We start from the raw sequence: 15,482 nt of genomic DNA on the forward strand, positions 1-15,482 counted from the left end.
TGAGAAAGGAGCCAGCCATGCCGGAAGACATCACCGCGGAGCTGGAGTCGGAGGAACTCGTGCCCCCGGCCGAACCGAAGGCTGCCCACCAGCCACTGGACAAGGCCATCGAATCGCAGGCGGACCTCAGCGCAGAGATCAACGCCATCGGCGAGGCATACCAGCGGGCATTGAAGGACGGCGCCCAGCCGGAAACCCAGCCGCGGCTGGACTACCCGCCGTACCGCAGCAGCATCCTGCGCCACCCCACCAAGAGCCTGCAGCACGCCGACCCCGAAACCATTGAGCTCTACTCGCCGGCCTTCGGGCACCAGGACGTGCACGCCCTGGAGTCCGACCTGACCATCCAGCACAACGGCGAACCCCTGGGTGAGCGGATCATCGTCTCCGGCAAGGTCCTGGACGGCGAGGGCCGTCCGGTGGCGGGACAGCTGGTGGAGATCTGGCAGGCCAACTCCTCAGGCCGGTACATCCACAAGCGTGACCAGCACCCGGCCCCGATCGACCCCAACTTCACGGGCATCGGCCGCTGCATCACGGGCCCGGACGGCTCGTACCGGTTCGTCACCATCAAGCCCGGTGCCTACCCCTGGAAGAACCACCTGAACGCGTGGCGCCCGGCGCACATCCACTTCTCGCTGTTCGGCACCGAGTTCACCCAGCGCATCATCACCCAGATGTACTTCCCCGGCGACCAGCTCTTCCCGCTGGACCCGATCTACCAGACCATCGTGGACCAGGACGCCCGCGACCGGCTGGTGGCCACCTACGACCACAGCCTCACCGAGCCCGAATGGGCGCTGGGGTACAACTGGGACATCGTCCTGACCGGGCCCAAGCGGACCTGGACCGAAAACGAAGCTTTCGGTACAGCAGGCGACAGTAGTGACGAGGCAGGAGAGTAGGAAAATGAGCACCAAACTTGTTCCCACCCCGGGCCAGACCGTTGGCCCCTTCTATGGCTATGCGCTTCCGTTCGAGAAGGACAACGAGCTCCTGGCACCCGGATCGCCCGGCTCCATCCGCCTCCAGGGCACCGTTTACGACGGTGCCGGCCACACCGTCCCGGACGCCATCCTGGAAATCTGGCAGCCCGATGCCAAGGGCAACGTCGTCCAGCGCACCGGTTCCCTTGTCCGTGACGGCTACACCTTCACCGGGTGGGGCCGCGGCGCCGTGGGCAACTCCGGCGTTTTCACGTTCACCACGGTCAACCCCGGTCCTACCAAACCGGGCGCGGCGCCGTTCATCTCCGTGGCGCTCTTTGCCCGCGGCCTGACCAACCGGCTGTTCACCCGTATCTACCTGCCTGAGGACGCCGAGGCGCTGGCCAAGGACCCCCTGCTCAGCTCGCTGGATCCGGAGCGCCGCAAGACGCTCATCGCCCGCCGCGACCCTGACGGCGGCCTCACCTGGGACATCCGCCTCCAGGGCGAGGGCGAGACGGTCTTCCTGGACTTCCAGTGACCAACGCCGCCCCGGGAGATCTGCGCGCCTTCGCGGAAGAGGCCGACGCCGGCCTGCTCAGTCCCGTATCAGCGTCACCGTTGGTGGCGGCGCTGACGGGGGACCGGGCAGTGCTGGCGGCGATCCTCGCCGTCGAATCGGGCTGGGCAGCCGTGCTGGAAAGGGCCGGCCTGGCGCCTGCCGGTTCTGCCGCCGTCGTCGCTTCCGCTGCCGAGGCAGGGCGATACGACCTCGCCGACATCGCGCTGCGCGCCCAGGGCGGCGGCAACCCGGTCATTCCGCTGCTGGCGGACCTCCGGAAGAAGGTGGCCGCGCTGGACAGCGCCGGGATTGGTGCCGGGAAAGCCGTCCATACCTCCCTGACCAGCCAGGACGTGCTGGATACCGCCCTGATGCTGGTGGCCCGCAACACCGTCCATGCCGTGCTGGCCGACCTGAAAGGCACCGCGGCGGCGCTCGCGGCCCTGGCGGGGCAGCATGCGCAGACGCTGTGCGTGGGCAGGAGCCTGGCGCAGCATTCGCTTCCGTATACCTTCGGGCTCCGGGCCGCGCAGTGGTTCCAGGGCGTGGCCGCCGCAGGCCGGCAGCTGGAAGGCCTGGAGTTCCCGGTCCAGTTCGGCGGGGCGGCGGGAACGCTTGCTGCCGGAACAGTGCTGACGGAGGGCTCCACCGCCACCCCGTTTACCTTGGCCGATGCCCTGGCAGCCCAGCTCGGCCTGGCCCCCGCGCCGGCTCCCTGGCACACCAACCGCCTGGCCGTCACCTCCCTGGGGCACGCCCTGGCGTCCGTGCTGGACGCCTTTGGCAAGATCGCCGCGGACGTCCTGTTCCTGAGCCGTCCGGAATTAGCCGAGCTGGCCGAGCCGCGGGCCGCCGGCCGCGGCGTGTCCTCCGCCATGCCGCAAAAACAGAACCCCGTGCTGTCCGTCCTGGTCCGCAGCGCCGCGCTGCAGGCACCGCAACTGGCTGCCCAGCTGCACCTGGCCGCCGCCACCTTCAACGACGAACGCCCGGACGGGGCCTGGCACACCGAGTGGCCGGCTCTCCGGCAGCTGCTGGCCCTTACCCTCGGGGCCGCCGGCCATATCCGCGAACTTGCCGAAGGGCTGCGGGTTTTCCCGGACGCCATGCGCCGCAACCTGGACCTTGCCGGACCGCTGCTGCTGGCCGAGGGCGTGAACGCTGCCGTGGCTCCGCTGCTGGAGGAGAAGGACGGCCGAAGCGGCAAGCAGCAACTGCAGGACATGGTGGACCAAACGCTGCAGGCGCCCCCCGCTGGGCAGGCCGGCACCTACCGGAAGCTGCTCCGCGAAGCCGTTCCCGCCGCCGTCGTTCCTGACGCAAGGCTGGAAGAGCTTCTGGACCCCGCCAGCTACCTTGGCCAGGCGGCGGAGATTGCCTGCCGCATCCTGGCATCTTTCCCAGACCATGTTTCCCCCAACGCGAACGGAGCTTCCCGTGGCTAAACCGGCCGTCAAAGCAGCGCTGCTCTCACCCCAGCGACCCTTGGGTGACCACCCCCTGCTGGTGGTCGGTCCTTCCCTGGGCACATCATCCATCCTCTGGAACCGGGCGGCGTCCCTGCTCGGCAACGACTACGACGTGGTGGCCTGGGACCTGCCCGGGCACGGCGTCTCACCGGCCGCAACGGAACCCTTCGACGTCGCTGCCCTGGCTGACGCCGTTGTGGACCTGGTGGATTCCATCGCCCCGGACGAGGCGTTCCACTACGCGGGTGTCTCCCTGGGCGGCGCGGTGGGCCTGCAGCTCGGGATCCAGCACGGGGAACGGCTCAAGAGCCTCTCCGTACAGAACAGCGGCGCGAAGATCGGCACCCCGGAAGCCTGGCTGGAGCGCGCCGAAACGGTCCGCACCCAGGGCACGCCCGTGATGATCCAGGGCTCCGCCCAACGGTGGTTCGCCCCCGGCTTCATGGACCGCGAACCGGAGTTCAGCAGCCGGCTCCTGCATTCACTGCGCGATGCCGACCGCTTCAGCTACGCTTTCTGCTGCGAAGCTCTGGCAGCCTTCGACGTGCGCGGTGAACTCGGCGGCATTACCGTCCCCACCCAGGTCATTGCGGGTGCGCTGGACGCCGTGGCCACGCCGGACATGGCGGACGAAGTGGCCACCGGCATCACCGCCGGGGGCGGCACTGCCACCGCCGTGACGGTGGAAGGCATCTCGCACCTCGCTCCCGCGGAAGCCCCCGCCCACGTGGCCGACCTGATGCGCAGCCTGATCAGCTGGGCCGAAACACGGGAGGCCGCCAAATGAGCGCCGCCGAGCGCGCCGGCCTGGAGCGCCACGGCGTGGTCCAGCCCGGCGCCACCAGCCAGGAAATTTACGACGGCGGCATGGTGGTCCGGCGCGAAGTGCTCGGCGACGCGCACGTGGACCGGGCCAACGCCAACAAAGATGAGTTCACCAACGACTTCCAGGACATGATCACCCGGATCGCCTGGGGCGGCATCTGGACCCGGCCCGGACTGTCCCGGCAGATGCGTTCCGCAGTCACCATCACCGCCATGGTGGCCCACGGGCACTGGGAGGAGCTGGCCATGCACATCCGCGCCGCCCTTCGGAACGGCCTCAGCAGGGACGAAATCAAGGAAATTTTGCTGCAGACCGCCATCTATTGCGGAGTTCCCTCCGCCAATACCGCCTTCAAGACTGCCCAGCAGGTCTTCAAAGAAATGGATGCCCCGTCATGAACCAGGCATTTGTGTACGACGCCGTGCGCACCCCCTTCGGCAAGTTCGGTTCCGGCCTCGCCGGGGTCCGGCCGGATGACCTTGCCGCGCACGTGATCAAGGAATCCGTGAAGCGGGCACCCGGGCTTGATCCCGAGCGGATTGATGAGGTGGTGTTCGGCAACGCCAACGGCGCGGGCGAGGAAAACCGCAACATCGCCCGGATGGGAACCCTCCTGGCCGGGCTGCCGGTGTCCATCCCGGGCACAACGGTCAACAGGCTCTGCGGTTCATCCCTGGACGCGGCGATCATCGCGTCCCGCCAAATCAACGCCGGCGACGCCGACCTGATGCTCGTGGGCGGGGCCGAGTCGATGTCCCGTGCCCCGTGGGTGCTGCCCAAGACGGAAAAGCCCTACCCGGCCGGGGACATGACCCTGGCCTCCACCACCCTCGGGTGGCGGCTGGTGAACAAGGCCATGCCGAAGGAGTGGACCATCTCCCTGGGTGAGGCCACCGAGCGGCTCCGCGAAAAGTACGGGGTGACCCGCGAGGCGCAGGACGAGTTCGCCGCTGCCTCGCACAATCTCTCCGCCGCGGCCTGGGATGAGGGGTTTTACGACAACCTGGTCGCCCCGGTGCCCGGGACGGACCTGGTGCGGGACGAAGGGATCCGCGCCGGTTCGTCGGCCGAGAAACTTGCCGGGTTGAAGACGGTGTTCCGGGCAGAGGACGGCACGGTCACTGCGGGGAACGCATCCCCGCTGTCCGACGGCGCCTCCGCGGCCTGGATCGGGTCCGAGGCGGCCGCCGGGCTGCTGGGGCTGGACCCGCTGGCCCGGATCGCGGGCCGCGGCGCGCACGCGAACGATCCGCAGTTCTTCGGCTACGCACCCGTCGAGGCGGCGAACAAGGCCCTCGCGAAGGCGGGGATCGGCTGGGACCAGGTGGGCGCCGTCGAACTTAACGAAGCCTTTGCTGCGCAGTCCCTGGCCTGCATCAATGCCTGGGGGATTGACCCCGGAATCGTGAACCGGCAGGGTGGGGCGATCGCCATGGGGCACCCGCTGGGTGCTTCCGGCACCCGGATCCTGGGCACCCTGGCCCGGTCCCTGCAGGCCTCCGGCGAACGCTGGGGTGTGGCCGCGATCTGCATCGGCGTGGGCCAGGGCCTGGCCGTGATACTTGAGAACGTGACCGCTGGGAAGGACCAGTAATGCTGACTTTTGTTGATTCGGTCCAGGAGGCCGTGGCCGGGATCAAGGACGGTTCCACCGTGATGATCGGCGGGTTCGGCAACGCCGGGCAGCCGTTCGAACTGATCGATGCGCTGCTGGAGTGCGGGGCCACGGACCTGACCGTGGTGAACAACAACGCCGGCCAGGGCGACCAGGGCTTGGCTCTGCTCATCAAGGAAGGCCGGGTGCGGAAGATGATCTGCTCCTTCCCGCGGCAGTCTGATTCGTGGCACTTCGATGCCAAGTACAAGGCCGGGGAGATTGAGCTGGAGTTGGTGCCGCAGGGCAACCTGGCCGAACGCATCCGTGCCGCCGGGGCCGGGATCGGCGGGTTCTTCACGCCCACCGGGTACGGCACCATGCTGGCCGAGGGTAAGGAAACCCGGATCATTGACGGCCGCGGGCAGGTCTTCGAGACCCCCATCCACGCCGATGTGGCCCTGATCAAGGCGCTGAAGGCGGACGGGAAGGGCAACCTGGTGTACCGGAAGACGGCCCGGAACTTCGGCCCCATCATGGCCGCGGCGGCGAAGCACACCATCGTCCAGGTCTCCGAGATTGTCCCCACCGGCGGGCTGGACCCGGAAAACGTGGTCACCCCCGGCATTTACGTCAACACCGTGGTAAGAGTTGCCCGCAGCGGCAGCGCAGCAGAAAAGGTGGCCTGAGATGAGCCTCACCGAAACCAGCATCAAGACGTCCGAGACGCCCCTGGGCCGTGATGACCTGGCCCGGCTCGTGGCCCGCGACATCGCCCCGGGCTCGTTCGTGAACCTCGGGATCGGCCAGCCCACCCTGGTGTCCAACTACCTCACCGAGGAACAGAACATCACCCTCCACACCGAGAACGGGATGCTCGGCATGGGACCCGAAGCCACGGGCGGGGAGATTGACGAGGACCTCATCAACGCGGGCAAGATCCCGGTCACCGAACTGCCCGGCGCCTCGTACTTCCACCACGCCGATTCCTTCGCGATCATGCGCGGCGGGCACCTGGACATCTGCGTCCTGGGCGCCTTCCAGGTCTCGGCCACCGGTGACCTCGCCAACTGGCACACCGGGGCACCCGGGGCAATCCCCGCCGTCGGCGGCGCCATGGACCTGGCCACCGGCGCGAAGGACGTCTTCGTCATGATGACCCTCCTCACCCGCGATGGCGCCTCCAAAATCGTCGAGGCCTGCACCTACCCGGTCACCGGCGTCGGCTGCGTCACCCGCGTCTACACCGACAAGGGCGTCTTCCTCACCGGCCCCGAGGGCGTCACCGTCCGCGAAACCTTCGGCTGCACCCTCGAACAACTCCAGGAACTCCTCCCCGTCCCCCTCAAGGCCGCGGCTGCCTGAGGACAGCCCTAGGATTGGGAACCATGACCGACGCCGTCCGCACAGACACCCAGGCCACACCGCAGGCCAGCGACCAGTACGTCCAGTCGCTGGCCCGCGGCCTGGCCGTGATCCGCGCCTTCGACGCCGAGCGTCCCGTCATGACGCTCACCGAGGTCGCGTCCCGCACCGGCCTGACCCGGGCCACCGCTCGCAGGTTCCTGCACACCCTGGTGGAACTGGGCTACGTGCGGACCGACGGGAAGACGTTCGCGCTGACGGCCAAGGTGCTCCAGCTGGGATACGCGTACCTTTCCGGGCTGTCACTGCCGCAGCTGGCCCAGCCGCACCTCGAGGAGCTCTCCCTGAAGCTGGGCGAGTCCACCTCCGCCGCGGTGCTGGACGGTACGGACATTGCCTACATCGCCCGGGTGACCACCCGCCGCATCATGAACATCGGCATCACGGTGGGCACCCGCTTCCCGGCGTACGCCACGTCGATGGGCCGCGTCCTGCTGGCGCACCTGCCGGCGTCGGACCTCAAGGCCTACCTGGCGGCGGCCGACGTCAAGCCGCTCACCCCCCGCGCCTTGGGCAGCGTCCTGGAGTTGCTGACCGTGCTGGAGACCGTCCGGGCCCAAGGCTGGTGCCTGCTGGACCAGGAACTTGAGCTGGGCCTGATGTCCGTGGCTGCCCCCGTCTATGACGGTTCCAAGGTGGTCGCTGCGGTCAACGTGTCCCTGCAGGCCCAGTCGGTGGACGCCAAACCGGACCGGGACGCCTACCTGGCTTCCGTGGCACGCGAAATCGTGGCGACGGCGAAACTCATTTCCGCCGATCTCACCGCCCGCGGTTAAGAGGGAATTAGCTGGTCCGGGTCTGTGCGAACAGCCGGCGGAGTGTGAAGAAGCAGCCCAGCCCGCTGAACAGCAGGGCCATCAGGAAATCGCCGCCGTACCCGTCAACGAGTTCGCGGTTGGTGGCCAGGTTGAAGAACAGGAGATCCCAGGTTTCGGCATCCGCCAGCATTGTCAGCGGAGAGCCGCCGCCAAGGAACTTCGCCGCGTCTACCAGCATGCCGCCCCAAAACGCCAGCAGCACGGTCCCAACGGTCACGACCGCAACAACCCAAACGCCCCGCCGGCTGATCAGTCCTCCTGTTCCGAGGACGTACAACCGGGCAGCCAGGGAAGCGGCGATGAGCGCGACGATGGAGGCCACCCAGCCCATGTTCCACAGCACCAGCCACGCCACTACGCCAACGGGTACGGCCGCAAGGGCATGGACAGCCCCGCGCACCACATCTTCCCGTGCGGCCGGTTGCGGGAGCGGGGGCTGAAAATGCTCCGCAGGAGGTACCCACGCGTCGGAAGATGTCTGGCCGTACTGCGGTAGGCGAGCTCCATGCCCACCCTCCCGGCCGGACGGTGTGGAATCGAAATCTGCGCGCTCTGACATGGGTCCCCCAAAATGTGTGATGTGTAAATCCCGCCTATTCTCACACAGCCGCTCCCGGAGCGGGACGACACAAAAGGTCCCCAGCGCCCCGCTCCCACCATTTTCACGGCATTTCTTCAGGTGCCCCTTTTAAGGTCCAGCCATGACCTCAAAATCCCTTGTTATCAACCTGGGCCTGGGCGCCGTCATTCTCGCCCTCGGCGCAGGCACCTACCTCACGGCCACGGCGGCTGGCTCCACCACCCCGTCGGCGGCCGCGCGCACGGTAACGGTGGGCAAGGCGGCCATTTCTTCGGTGGCCACAGCCTCGGGTAATGTCGCCCCGCAAACCACCACGGTGGTCAGCGCCCAGAACTGCAGCGGCGTGATCCAATCGGTGGCAGCGACATTGGGCCAGCAGGTGACTGCCGGGCAGTTGCTCGTGTCCATTGATCCCGCCAACGCCCAGAACGCCCTGAACGCGGCCCAAGCCCAGCTGGATTCGGTGACGGCACAGGCCAACCAGCAGCAGGTATCCGCCGCCGGGCAGGTGGCATCGGCGAACCAGAGCCTGGTGAACGCCCAGCAGTCCGCCGGCCTGGACTCCTCCCAGCAGTCCGCTGCGGTGGCCGCGGCCCAGAAAGCCGTGGATGCCGACAACGCTGCCGTGACCGCCTCCCAGGCAGTGCCCGCCCCCACCCCGAAGCCTGCCAACTGGACGGACCCTGTGGCGGCGGCCCAGAACCAGCTGGCCAAGGACCAGGCCGCGCTGACCCAGGCGCAGAACCAAGCCGCCTCCACACAGCTCAAGGACAAGCAGCAGGTTGCCTCCGCCACCACTGCCCTGGGCAATGCCCAAAACGCGGCGGCCTCGGCAGGGGGGACCAATGTCACCAGTGCCCAGCTCGCCGTCGAGACGGACAAAGCGAACCTCGCCGCGTGCAACCTGACCTCGCCGGTGACCGGAACCGTCACGTCGGTCACCGCAACGGCCGGTGCGCTGACGGGATCCTCCTCGGGGTCCCCGGCAGCGTCGTCAGGGTCCGCCGCCAGCGGGGGCACCGGAGCGGCCACGTCCGCGTCCTCCGGGGCAGCGTCCTCCGCCGGGTCAAGCTCCGGCAGTGGCCTGGTCACCATCAGCGACACCGGCCACCTGCAGGTGGTGGCCGGGTTCTCCGAGTCTGATGTCACCAGCATGAAGCCGGACCAGACGGCCCAGTTCACCTTCCCCGCCCTGGCCCAGGATCCTGCCGCCCCACCGGTCACCGGCAAGGTGGTTTCCATAGCCCAGACTTCAAGCACCACCAACGGCGTGGTCACCTATCCGGTGACGGTCTCCATCGCCAACCCGCCTGCCGGACTGCGCCTGGGCCAGAGCGCCAACATTTCGGTCACCACCGCCACGGCCGACGACGCCCTGGTGGTGCCCAGCCTCGCCATCACCACCACGGGGAACCGGCAAACGGTCAACGTCCTCAAGAACGGCACCCCGACGCCGGTGACGGTCACCACCGGGATCAGCGCCAACGGGCGCACCCAGGTCCTGACCGGTCTGGCCGACGGGGATCAGGTGGAGCTTCCGGCTATTTCCGGCACGCTTGACAGCGGCAGCACCTCCACCGGAGGCGGATTCGGCGCCGGCGGCCTGGGCGGCGCGGGCACCCGCGGCGGCGGCACCCGGAACGGCGGCCAGTGACCGTGGCAGCCGTCATCGAACTGTCCGGCGTCAGCAAGGTCTACGGCAAGGGTGAGGCAGAGGTGCGCGCGCTGGACGCCGTGGACATCGCGATCGAGCGGGGCGACTTCGTGGCCATCATCGGAGCCTCGGGTTCCGGGAAGTCCACGATGATGAACATCATCGGCTGCCTCGACGCGCCCAGCACCGGAAGCTACCACCTGGACGGCATCAATACCCGGGAACTGGACGAGTACCAGCAGGCCCAGATCCGCAACCGCAAGATCGGCTTCGTGTTCCAGAACTTCAACCTGATCTCCAGGACCCGGGCGGTGGACAATGTGGCCATGCCGCTCGCCTACGCCAAGGTGGGACGCCACGAGCGGCGCAGCCGCGCACTGGCCATGCTCGATACCGTGGGGTTGTCCAGCCGCGCCGGCCACAAGCCGTCGCAGCTCTCCGGCGGCCAGCAGCAGCGCGTGGCCATTGCGAGGGCCTTGGTGACCAACCCCGTCCTCCTGCTGGCCGATGAGCCCACGGGGGCGCTGGACTCGCGGTCCTCGGCCGAGATCCTGGACCTTTTCGGGAACCTGCACGCCAGCGGGCGGACCATCGTGATGATCACGCACGAAATGGATGTCGCCGAGCGGGCCGGCAGGGTGGTGCGTATGCAGGACGGCCGGATCGTCTCCGATGTCAGGCAGCAGCCGGTGCCCGCGGGAACCTTCGCGGTGGCGCCGTGAACCTCCTCGAATCGGCGCGCTTCGCCCTCTCCGGGGTGGCCGCCAACAAAATGCGTTCCGTCCTCACCACGCTGGGGATCCTGATCGGCATCGCCGCCGTCATCATCCTGCTCGCGGTCGGTGCGGGGACAAGCAACAACATCAAAGCCCAGATCGGCAAGCTGGGCACCAACGTCCTCACCGTCAGCCGGTCCACCAGCGTGGGCGGCCGCAGCACCGGCGGCCAGGCCGGGGCAAGCCGTACACGCAGCACCAACCTCACCCTCGAGGACGAGCACGCCCTCACGGATGCAGTCCTGGCCCCCGATGTGGCCCGCACGGCGCCGATCGTCCAGGCGCAGGGCGTCACGGCAACGTACACCAGCGCCACCCACTCCGTTGCCAGCTTCCTCGGGACCACGTCCTCGTACTTCGATATCACCAACAGCGCCATGGCGTCCGGGGCGTCCTTCACCGAAGCCGACCAGCAGGCAGGGAACCCGGTGGCCGTCATCGGAAATACGGTGGCCAGTGATCTCTTCGGCGCCACCACCGGTTCCGCGGTGGGCCAGACCATCCAGCTGAACGGCCAAAATTTCACGGTGTCCGGCGTGCTCGCGGTCAAGGGGTCCACCGGCCTGAACGATCCCGACGACATCGTGGTGGTGCCGTTCTCCGCCGCGCAGAACAAGTTCACCGGCTATGCGCCCACCCTCGCGTCCATTACGGTGCAGGCGGCCTCCGCGGACGTCATGAACCAAGCCCAAAACGAGATCCAGATGATCCTGGACGCCCGCCACCACGTCGACTCCACCAACCGGGACTACCAGGTCCGCAACCAGGCGCAGATACTCACCACCGCCACCAACACCACCCAAACACTGACCATCCTGCTGGGCGCGGTGGCTGCCATCAGCCTCCTGGTCGGCGGCATCGGCGTCATGAACATCATGCTGGTCACCGTGACGGAACGGACCCGGGAGATCGGCATCAGGAAGGCCATCGGCGCGTCCCGGGGCAGTATCGTGACGCAGTTCCTGATCGAATCCCTGGTGATTTCGGTCATCGGCGGGGTCGCCGGGATCGCCGTCGGCTTCGCGGGCAGCGCGTTCCCCGTGCTCGGCGTCCAGCCCGAGGTGCAGGCCTGGACAGTCTGGCTGTCCCTGGCGGTGTCAGCCGTCATTGGACTGGTTTTTGGGGTCTACCCCGCCAACAAGGCCGCGAAGCTGCGGCCCATCGATGCCCTCCGCTATGAATAGGAAACCCGTGAACAGCTCCAGCCCATACACCCCGGACACCGACGCAGCCACCGAAGCGCTGCCCGTTCCCCTGACCGCCCCCGGCGAGGACCACGGGCCGTTCCGGGACCAGCCGGCGGAAGTCCCCGCCGACGACGAACCCTTCATTCCCAGGAAGCGGTACACGCCAGGCCGTACCACGAAAGTCCTGGTCTGCGTTCTGCTGGTGGTGGCCGGATTCTTCGGCGGCTCGATGGTGCAGAAGCAGCTTGACCTCGGCGCCCGGGCCGGCCGGACCAACGTGGGCAACTTCCAGGGAACCAACGGGCGTGCCGGGGCCGGTGCCGGCGACACCCCCGGCACCCAAACGCCCGGCCAGGGTCGCCGCAACGGCAACAACGGTGCTGCCGCGCCAACCGCCGCGCCCACCGGTGCTGCCGGCCAGTAGGGGGTCCGGCCCGCAAAGGTGAGGCCGACGGCGGGAGCTGCGTCCCGTCGTCGGCCTCACTTTTCGCTGCGGGTCCGGACAGTCCGGGGTCTACCTGACCGGGTTGCCGAGTTCACGCAGCGGGGTGAATGCAGACGCGCCGAGCCGCAGGCCAGGACATCGAGGCGACAGTCCTCCCCGAGTTGCTGGAAGCCACGCGGCGGATCGCCCTGGATTACGGCGGGTCGGCGGGCGCTGCCGCGAGGTAACTGTTTGCCATCCAAGCCGGCCACCCTACTCCCGCCGCGGCGCGCAGGGCTCTAGACTCAAGCCAACTGCGTGCAGCAGAGCCGCTGCCACGCCCTTCAGGAAGAGGAGGCAGCGGGTGAAACTGGGCATTCCGCGGGAACGCCGGGAGGGCGAGCGGCGCGTGGCCGCCACCCCCGACACCGTCAGGCAGTTGACCGGAATGGGCCTGGACGTCCTGCTCGAAACCGGGGCCGGGACGGCCGCGGGCCACTCCGACCATGACTACCGGCAGGCGGGCGCGGAGATCGTCGCGGAACTGGACCACGGCGCCCTCGACGTCCTGGCCCACGTCCGACCGCTGGACCCGGACACCGCTGCCGCCTTGAAACGGGAAGCGGTGGTTGTGGGGCTCGGGTCGCCGTCGTCCGAACTGCCCACGGTGCAGGCGCTCGCGGACAACGGCGTCACCTCCTTCGCCCTGGAGCTGGTGCCCCGCATTTCCCGGGCCCAGTCCATGGATGCGCTGACCTCGCAGGCGCTGGTGGCCGGCTACCGCTGCGTGCTCGAAGCGGCCATCCGGCTGCCACGGTTCTTCCCGCTGTACATGACCGCCGCCGGGACCATCCCGCCGGCCCGCGTCCTGGTCCTCGGCGCGGGCGTGGCCGGACTGCAGGCCATCGGGACGGCAAAGCGGCTGGGGGCGCGGGTGTTCGCCAACGACATCCGGCCCGCCTCCGCTGACGAGGTGGCTTCCATGGGCGGCACCTTCATCCGGCTGGACCTTGAAACCGCGGAAGCGGCCGGCGGCTACGCGCGGCAGCTGAGCTCCGATGCCGGCACCAGGCAGCGCCAGCTGCTGGCCCCGCACGTCGCCCAATCGGACGTTTTGATCACGACGGCGGCCGTCCCGGGCCGTCCCGCGCCCCTCCTGGTGACCCGCGAGATGGTGCAGGGCATGCGCCCCGGATCGGTCGTCGTCGACCTCGCCGCGGAGTCCGGTGGAAACGTGGAGGGATCCGTGCCCGGCCAGGACATCCCTATCCCCACCGCGGACGGGTCCGGGCAGATTACCCTGGTTGGCCTGAAGGACCCGGCCTCCGCGATGGCGTCCGACGCCTCCCGCCTGTACGCCAAGAACGTGGCCAACCTGCTGGCCCTGATGGTGCGGGACGGCGCGCTGGCCCTGGATTTCGACGACGAAGTGGTGGCCGGAGCCTGCCTGACCCACGGCGGCGTGGTGCGGCACCAGCCCACCGCCGCACTGCTGGCCGCCCGGACCGGCGCAGCTGCCACGGCCCGGCAGGACGGAGCACTCTGATGGACGGGACAGCCCTGCTGACCATTACCGTACTGGCAGTGTTCGTCGGCTTCGAGGTGGTGTCCAAGGTCTCCAGCACCCTGCACACGCCGCTGATGTCCGGCGCGAATGCCATCCACGGGATCATCCTGGTGGGTGCCATCATCGTGGCCGGCCAGGCGGCGGACCCGTGGGTCCTGGCGGTGGCACTGCTCGCGGTGGTCCTCGCTACCGCGAACCTGGTGGGCGGGTTCGTGGTGACGGACCGGATGCTGCACATGTTCCATGCGAAAAAGGATGCCGGGCAAGCCAAGGGCGGCAGCAAATGAGCATCCTCGATCCCGTCTGGACCGCCCTGCTGTACCTGGCCGCAGCGGTCTTCTTCATCCTGGCGCTGCGCGGACTCAGTTCGCCGCGCACCGCCCGCCGCGGAAACCTGGTGGGCGCCCTGGGTGCCGTGATCGCCGTCGTGACCGTCTTCCTGTCCGCCCGGCTCGAGAACATCCCGTGGATCCTGGGCGCGATCGTGGTGGGCTCCGCCGTCGCCGCTCCCGTGGCGCGGCGGGTCAGGATGACGCAGATGCCGCAGCTGGTGGCCCTGTTCAACGGGGTGGGGGGCGGCGCTGCCGCGCTGGTGGCCCTCCTCGAGCTGGGCCATGCGGGGGAACCGTGGGTCCGCGTGGCCATCGTTTTCACGCTCCTGGTGGGGGCCGTTTCGTTCGCCGGCTCGGGCATCACGTTCGCCAAGCTGCAGGAGCTGATGACCACCCGGCCCGTGGTGTTCTCCGGGCTGCCCGTGGTGATGTCGGTGGTGCTGCTGGCGGCGGTGGCCTCCGGCGTCGCCGTCGTCGTTTCCGGGTCGCTGCCCCTTGCGGTCCTGCTGCTGGTCCTGGGCCTGGCCGCGGGCGTCCTGCTGGTCCTGCCCGTGGGCGGCGCGGACGTGCCCATCGTCATCTCGCTGCTCAACGCCTTCACCGGCCTGGCCGTCGCGGCGTCCGGCGTGGTGCTCGGCAACGTCCTGCTGGTGGTGGCCGGCACGCTGGTGGGCGCCTCCGGCACCATCCTCACCCGCGCCATGGCGGCGGCCATGGGCCGGAGCGTCGCGGGCATCCTGTTTGGCGCCTTCCGCGGAGGGTCGACGGCGGGATCCACGGCAGTGAGCGAGCGTCCGGTCCGGTCCTCCTCGCCGGAGGACGTGGCGGTCCTGCTGGGCTACGCCCAGCGCGTGATCATTGTTCCCGGCTACGGCCTGGCCGTGGCGCAGGGGCAGCACACCGCCGCCGAACTGGCGCTGGCCCTGGAAGCCCGGGGCATCCAGGTGGACTTCGCCATCCACCCGGTGGCCGGCCGCATGCCCGGCCACATGAACGTGCTGCTGGCGGAAGCCAACGTTCCCTACGAATCGCTCAAGGAAATGGGCGAGATCAACCCGGAGTTCAAGACCACCGACGTCGCCCTGGTGGTGGGTGCCAATGACGTGGTCAACCCGGCGGCCAAGACATCCTCCGGGTCGCCGATCTACGGGATGCCCATCCTGGAGGTGGCGGAAGCGCGGCAGGTGGTGTTCCTGAAGCGTTCCATGCGCCCGGGGTTCGCCGGCATCGAGAATGAACTCCTGTTCGAGCCGCAGACGTCCCTGCTGTTCGGCGACGCCAAGGAGTCCCTGGCCCAGGTGCTGGGCGCCGTCAAGGCATTGTAGGCGCGGAACTGCAGCCG

General features: G+C 68.7%; 17 protein-coding genes. 16 read left to right on the forward strand and 1 reads right to left on the reverse strand.

Features of this window, described 5'->3' with window-relative positions; translation table 11 throughout:
- Nucleotides 1-17: 17 nt before the first annotated feature.
- Genes pcaH through AC4EEO_RS19525 form a run of 9 tightly spaced genes read left to right on the forward strand, consistent with a single transcriptional unit; the run spans nt 18 to nt 7,578 of the window.
- Nucleotides 18-905 carry a protocatechuate 3,4-dioxygenase subunit beta gene (pcaH, locus tag AC4EEO_RS19485; RefSeq protein ID WP_491339522.1) on the forward strand — a complete coding sequence of 296 codons (888 nt, stop codon included), beginning with the start codon at nt 18-20 and terminating at the stop codon, nt 903-905.
- A 4-nt stretch (nt 906-909) separates the two neighbouring features.
- Nucleotides 910-1,467 carry a protocatechuate 3,4-dioxygenase subunit alpha gene (gene pcaG, locus AC4EEO_RS19490; protein WP_109044808.1) on the forward strand — a complete coding sequence of 186 codons (558 nt, stop codon included), beginning with the start codon at nt 910-912 and terminating at the stop codon, nt 1,465-1,467.
- Nucleotides 1,464-2,933, forward strand: a complete 1,470-nt coding sequence (locus tag AC4EEO_RS19495; RefSeq protein WP_491339523.1) for a lyase family protein — start codon at nt 1,464-1,466, stop codon at nt 2,931-2,933. Before pcaG ends, AC4EEO_RS19495 begins: the two co-directional genes overlap by 4 nt.
- A complete protein-coding gene (locus tag AC4EEO_RS19500) occupies nt 2,926-3,744 on the forward strand; it encodes an alpha/beta fold hydrolase (protein WP_491339524.1) in 819 nt (272 codons plus the stop codon). The genes AC4EEO_RS19495 and AC4EEO_RS19500 overlap by 8 nt, the downstream gene beginning before the upstream one ends.
- Nucleotides 3,741-4,181, forward strand: a complete 441-nt coding sequence (gene pcaC, locus AC4EEO_RS19505) for a 4-carboxymuconolactone decarboxylase (protein ID WP_018762903.1) — start codon at nt 3,741-3,743, stop codon at nt 4,179-4,181. The genes AC4EEO_RS19500 and pcaC overlap by 4 nt, the downstream gene beginning before the upstream one ends.
- Nucleotides 4,178-5,377, forward strand: a complete 1,200-nt coding sequence (locus tag AC4EEO_RS19510; protein WP_109044805.1) for a thiolase family protein — start codon at nt 4,178-4,180, stop codon at nt 5,375-5,377. Before pcaC ends, AC4EEO_RS19510 begins: the two co-directional genes overlap by 4 nt.
- On the forward strand, nt 5,377-6,066 hold the full coding sequence (locus AC4EEO_RS19515) for a 3-oxoacid CoA-transferase subunit A (protein ID WP_018762905.1): 690 nt from the start codon (nt 5,377-5,379) through the stop codon (nt 6,064-6,066). Before AC4EEO_RS19510 ends, AC4EEO_RS19515 begins: the two co-directional genes overlap by 1 nt.
- A gap of 1 nt (nt 6,067) precedes the next feature.
- Nucleotides 6,068-6,742, forward strand: a complete 675-nt coding sequence (locus tag AC4EEO_RS19520; RefSeq protein ID WP_018762906.1) for a 3-oxoacid CoA-transferase subunit B — start codon at nt 6,068-6,070, stop codon at nt 6,740-6,742.
- A 23-nt stretch (nt 6,743-6,765) separates the two neighbouring features.
- Nucleotides 6,766-7,578 carry an IclR family transcriptional regulator domain-containing protein gene (locus tag AC4EEO_RS19525; RefSeq protein ID WP_491328931.1) on the forward strand — a complete coding sequence of 271 codons (813 nt, stop codon included), beginning with the start codon at nt 6,766-6,768 and terminating at the stop codon, nt 7,576-7,578.
- A gap of 7 nt (nt 7,579-7,585) precedes the next feature.
- On the opposite strand, the gene AC4EEO_RS19530 is transcribed toward AC4EEO_RS19525, so the two are convergent.
- Nucleotides 7,586-8,020 carry a hypothetical protein gene (locus AC4EEO_RS19530; RefSeq protein ID WP_018762908.1) on the reverse strand — a complete coding sequence of 145 codons (435 nt, stop codon included), beginning with the start codon at nt 8,018-8,020 and terminating at the stop codon, nt 7,586-7,588.
- A 301-nt stretch (nt 8,021-8,321) separates the two neighbouring features.
- Between AC4EEO_RS19530 and AC4EEO_RS19535 the strand changes: the two genes are divergently transcribed.
- The 7 genes from AC4EEO_RS19535 to AC4EEO_RS19565 all read left to right on the forward strand — a co-directional run bounded on the left by AC4EEO_RS19535 (nt 8,322) and on the right by AC4EEO_RS19565 (nt 15,465).
- The gene (locus tag AC4EEO_RS19535; RefSeq protein WP_491328930.1) at nt 8,322-9,854 is read left to right on the forward strand and encodes an efflux RND transporter periplasmic adaptor subunit; all 1,533 of its coding nucleotides are present in this window, start codon (nt 8,322-8,324) and stop codon (nt 9,852-9,854) included.
- Nucleotides 9,851-10,576: an ABC transporter ATP-binding protein gene (locus AC4EEO_RS19540; protein WP_018762910.1), complete on the forward strand. Its 726-nt coding sequence runs from the start codon at nt 9,851-9,853 to the stop codon at nt 10,574-10,576. Before AC4EEO_RS19535 ends, AC4EEO_RS19540 begins: the two co-directional genes overlap by 4 nt.
- Complete coding sequence (locus AC4EEO_RS19545) at nt 10,573-11,814, forward strand: ABC transporter permease (RefSeq protein WP_285246436.1); 1,242 nt, start codon at nt 10,573-10,575, stop codon at nt 11,812-11,814. Before AC4EEO_RS19540 ends, AC4EEO_RS19545 begins: the two co-directional genes overlap by 4 nt.
- A gap of 7 nt (nt 11,815-11,821) precedes the next feature.
- Nucleotides 11,822-12,241: a hypothetical protein gene (locus tag AC4EEO_RS19550; protein WP_018762912.1), complete on the forward strand. Its 420-nt coding sequence runs from the start codon at nt 11,822-11,824 to the stop codon at nt 12,239-12,241.
- A gap of 364 nt (nt 12,242-12,605) precedes the next feature.
- Nucleotides 12,606-13,787, forward strand: a complete 1,182-nt coding sequence (locus AC4EEO_RS19555) for a Re/Si-specific NAD(P)(+) transhydrogenase subunit alpha (RefSeq protein ID WP_491339525.1) — start codon at nt 12,606-12,608, stop codon at nt 13,785-13,787.
- Nucleotides 13,787-14,095, forward strand: coding sequence for an NAD(P) transhydrogenase subunit alpha part 2 (locus AC4EEO_RS19560; RefSeq protein WP_018762915.1), 309 nt, complete (start codon nt 13,787-13,789; stop codon nt 14,093-14,095). Before AC4EEO_RS19555 ends, AC4EEO_RS19560 begins: the two co-directional genes overlap by 1 nt.
- On the forward strand, nt 14,092-15,465 hold the full coding sequence (locus AC4EEO_RS19565) for an NAD(P)(+) transhydrogenase (Re/Si-specific) subunit beta (RefSeq protein ID WP_491339526.1): 1,374 nt from the start codon (nt 14,092-14,094) through the stop codon (nt 15,463-15,465). The genes AC4EEO_RS19560 and AC4EEO_RS19565 overlap by 4 nt, the downstream gene beginning before the upstream one ends.
- Nucleotides 15,466-15,482 lie beyond the last annotated feature (17 nt).

The organism is Pseudarthrobacter sp. MOO13 (genome assembly GCF_058267655.1).

Coding starts and splice junctions, on each gene's coding strand:
- pcaH (WP_491339522.1), top strand. CDS start 18: ATGCCGGAAGACATCACCGCGGAGCTGGAGTCGGAGGAACTCGTGCCC.
- pcaG (WP_109044808.1), top strand. CDS start 910: ATGAGCACCAAACTTGTTCCCACCCCGGGCCAGACCGTTGGCCCCTTC.
- pcaC (WP_018762903.1), top strand. CDS start 3,741: ATGAGCGCCGCCGAGCGCGCCGGCCTGGAGCGCCACGGCGTGGTCCAG.
- AC4EEO_RS19510 (WP_109044805.1), top strand. CDS start 4,178: ATGAACCAGGCATTTGTGTACGACGCCGTGCGCACCCCCTTCGGCAAG.
- AC4EEO_RS19515 (WP_018762905.1), top strand. CDS start 5,377: ATGCTGACTTTTGTTGATTCGGTCCAGGAGGCCGTGGCCGGGATCAAG.
- AC4EEO_RS19520 (WP_018762906.1), top strand. CDS start 6,068: ATGAGCCTCACCGAAACCAGCATCAAGACGTCCGAGACGCCCCTGGGC.
- AC4EEO_RS19525 (WP_491328931.1), top strand. CDS start 6,766: ATGACCGACGCCGTCCGCACAGACACCCAGGCCACACCGCAGGCCAGC.
- AC4EEO_RS19535 (WP_491328930.1), top strand. CDS start 8,322: ATGACCTCAAAATCCCTTGTTATCAACCTGGGCCTGGGCGCCGTCATT.
- AC4EEO_RS19560 (WP_018762915.1), top strand. CDS start 13,787: ATGGACGGGACAGCCCTGCTGACCATTACCGTACTGGCAGTGTTCGTC.
- AC4EEO_RS19565 (WP_491339526.1), top strand. CDS start 14,092: ATGAGCATCCTCGATCCCGTCTGGACCGCCCTGCTGTACCTGGCCGCA.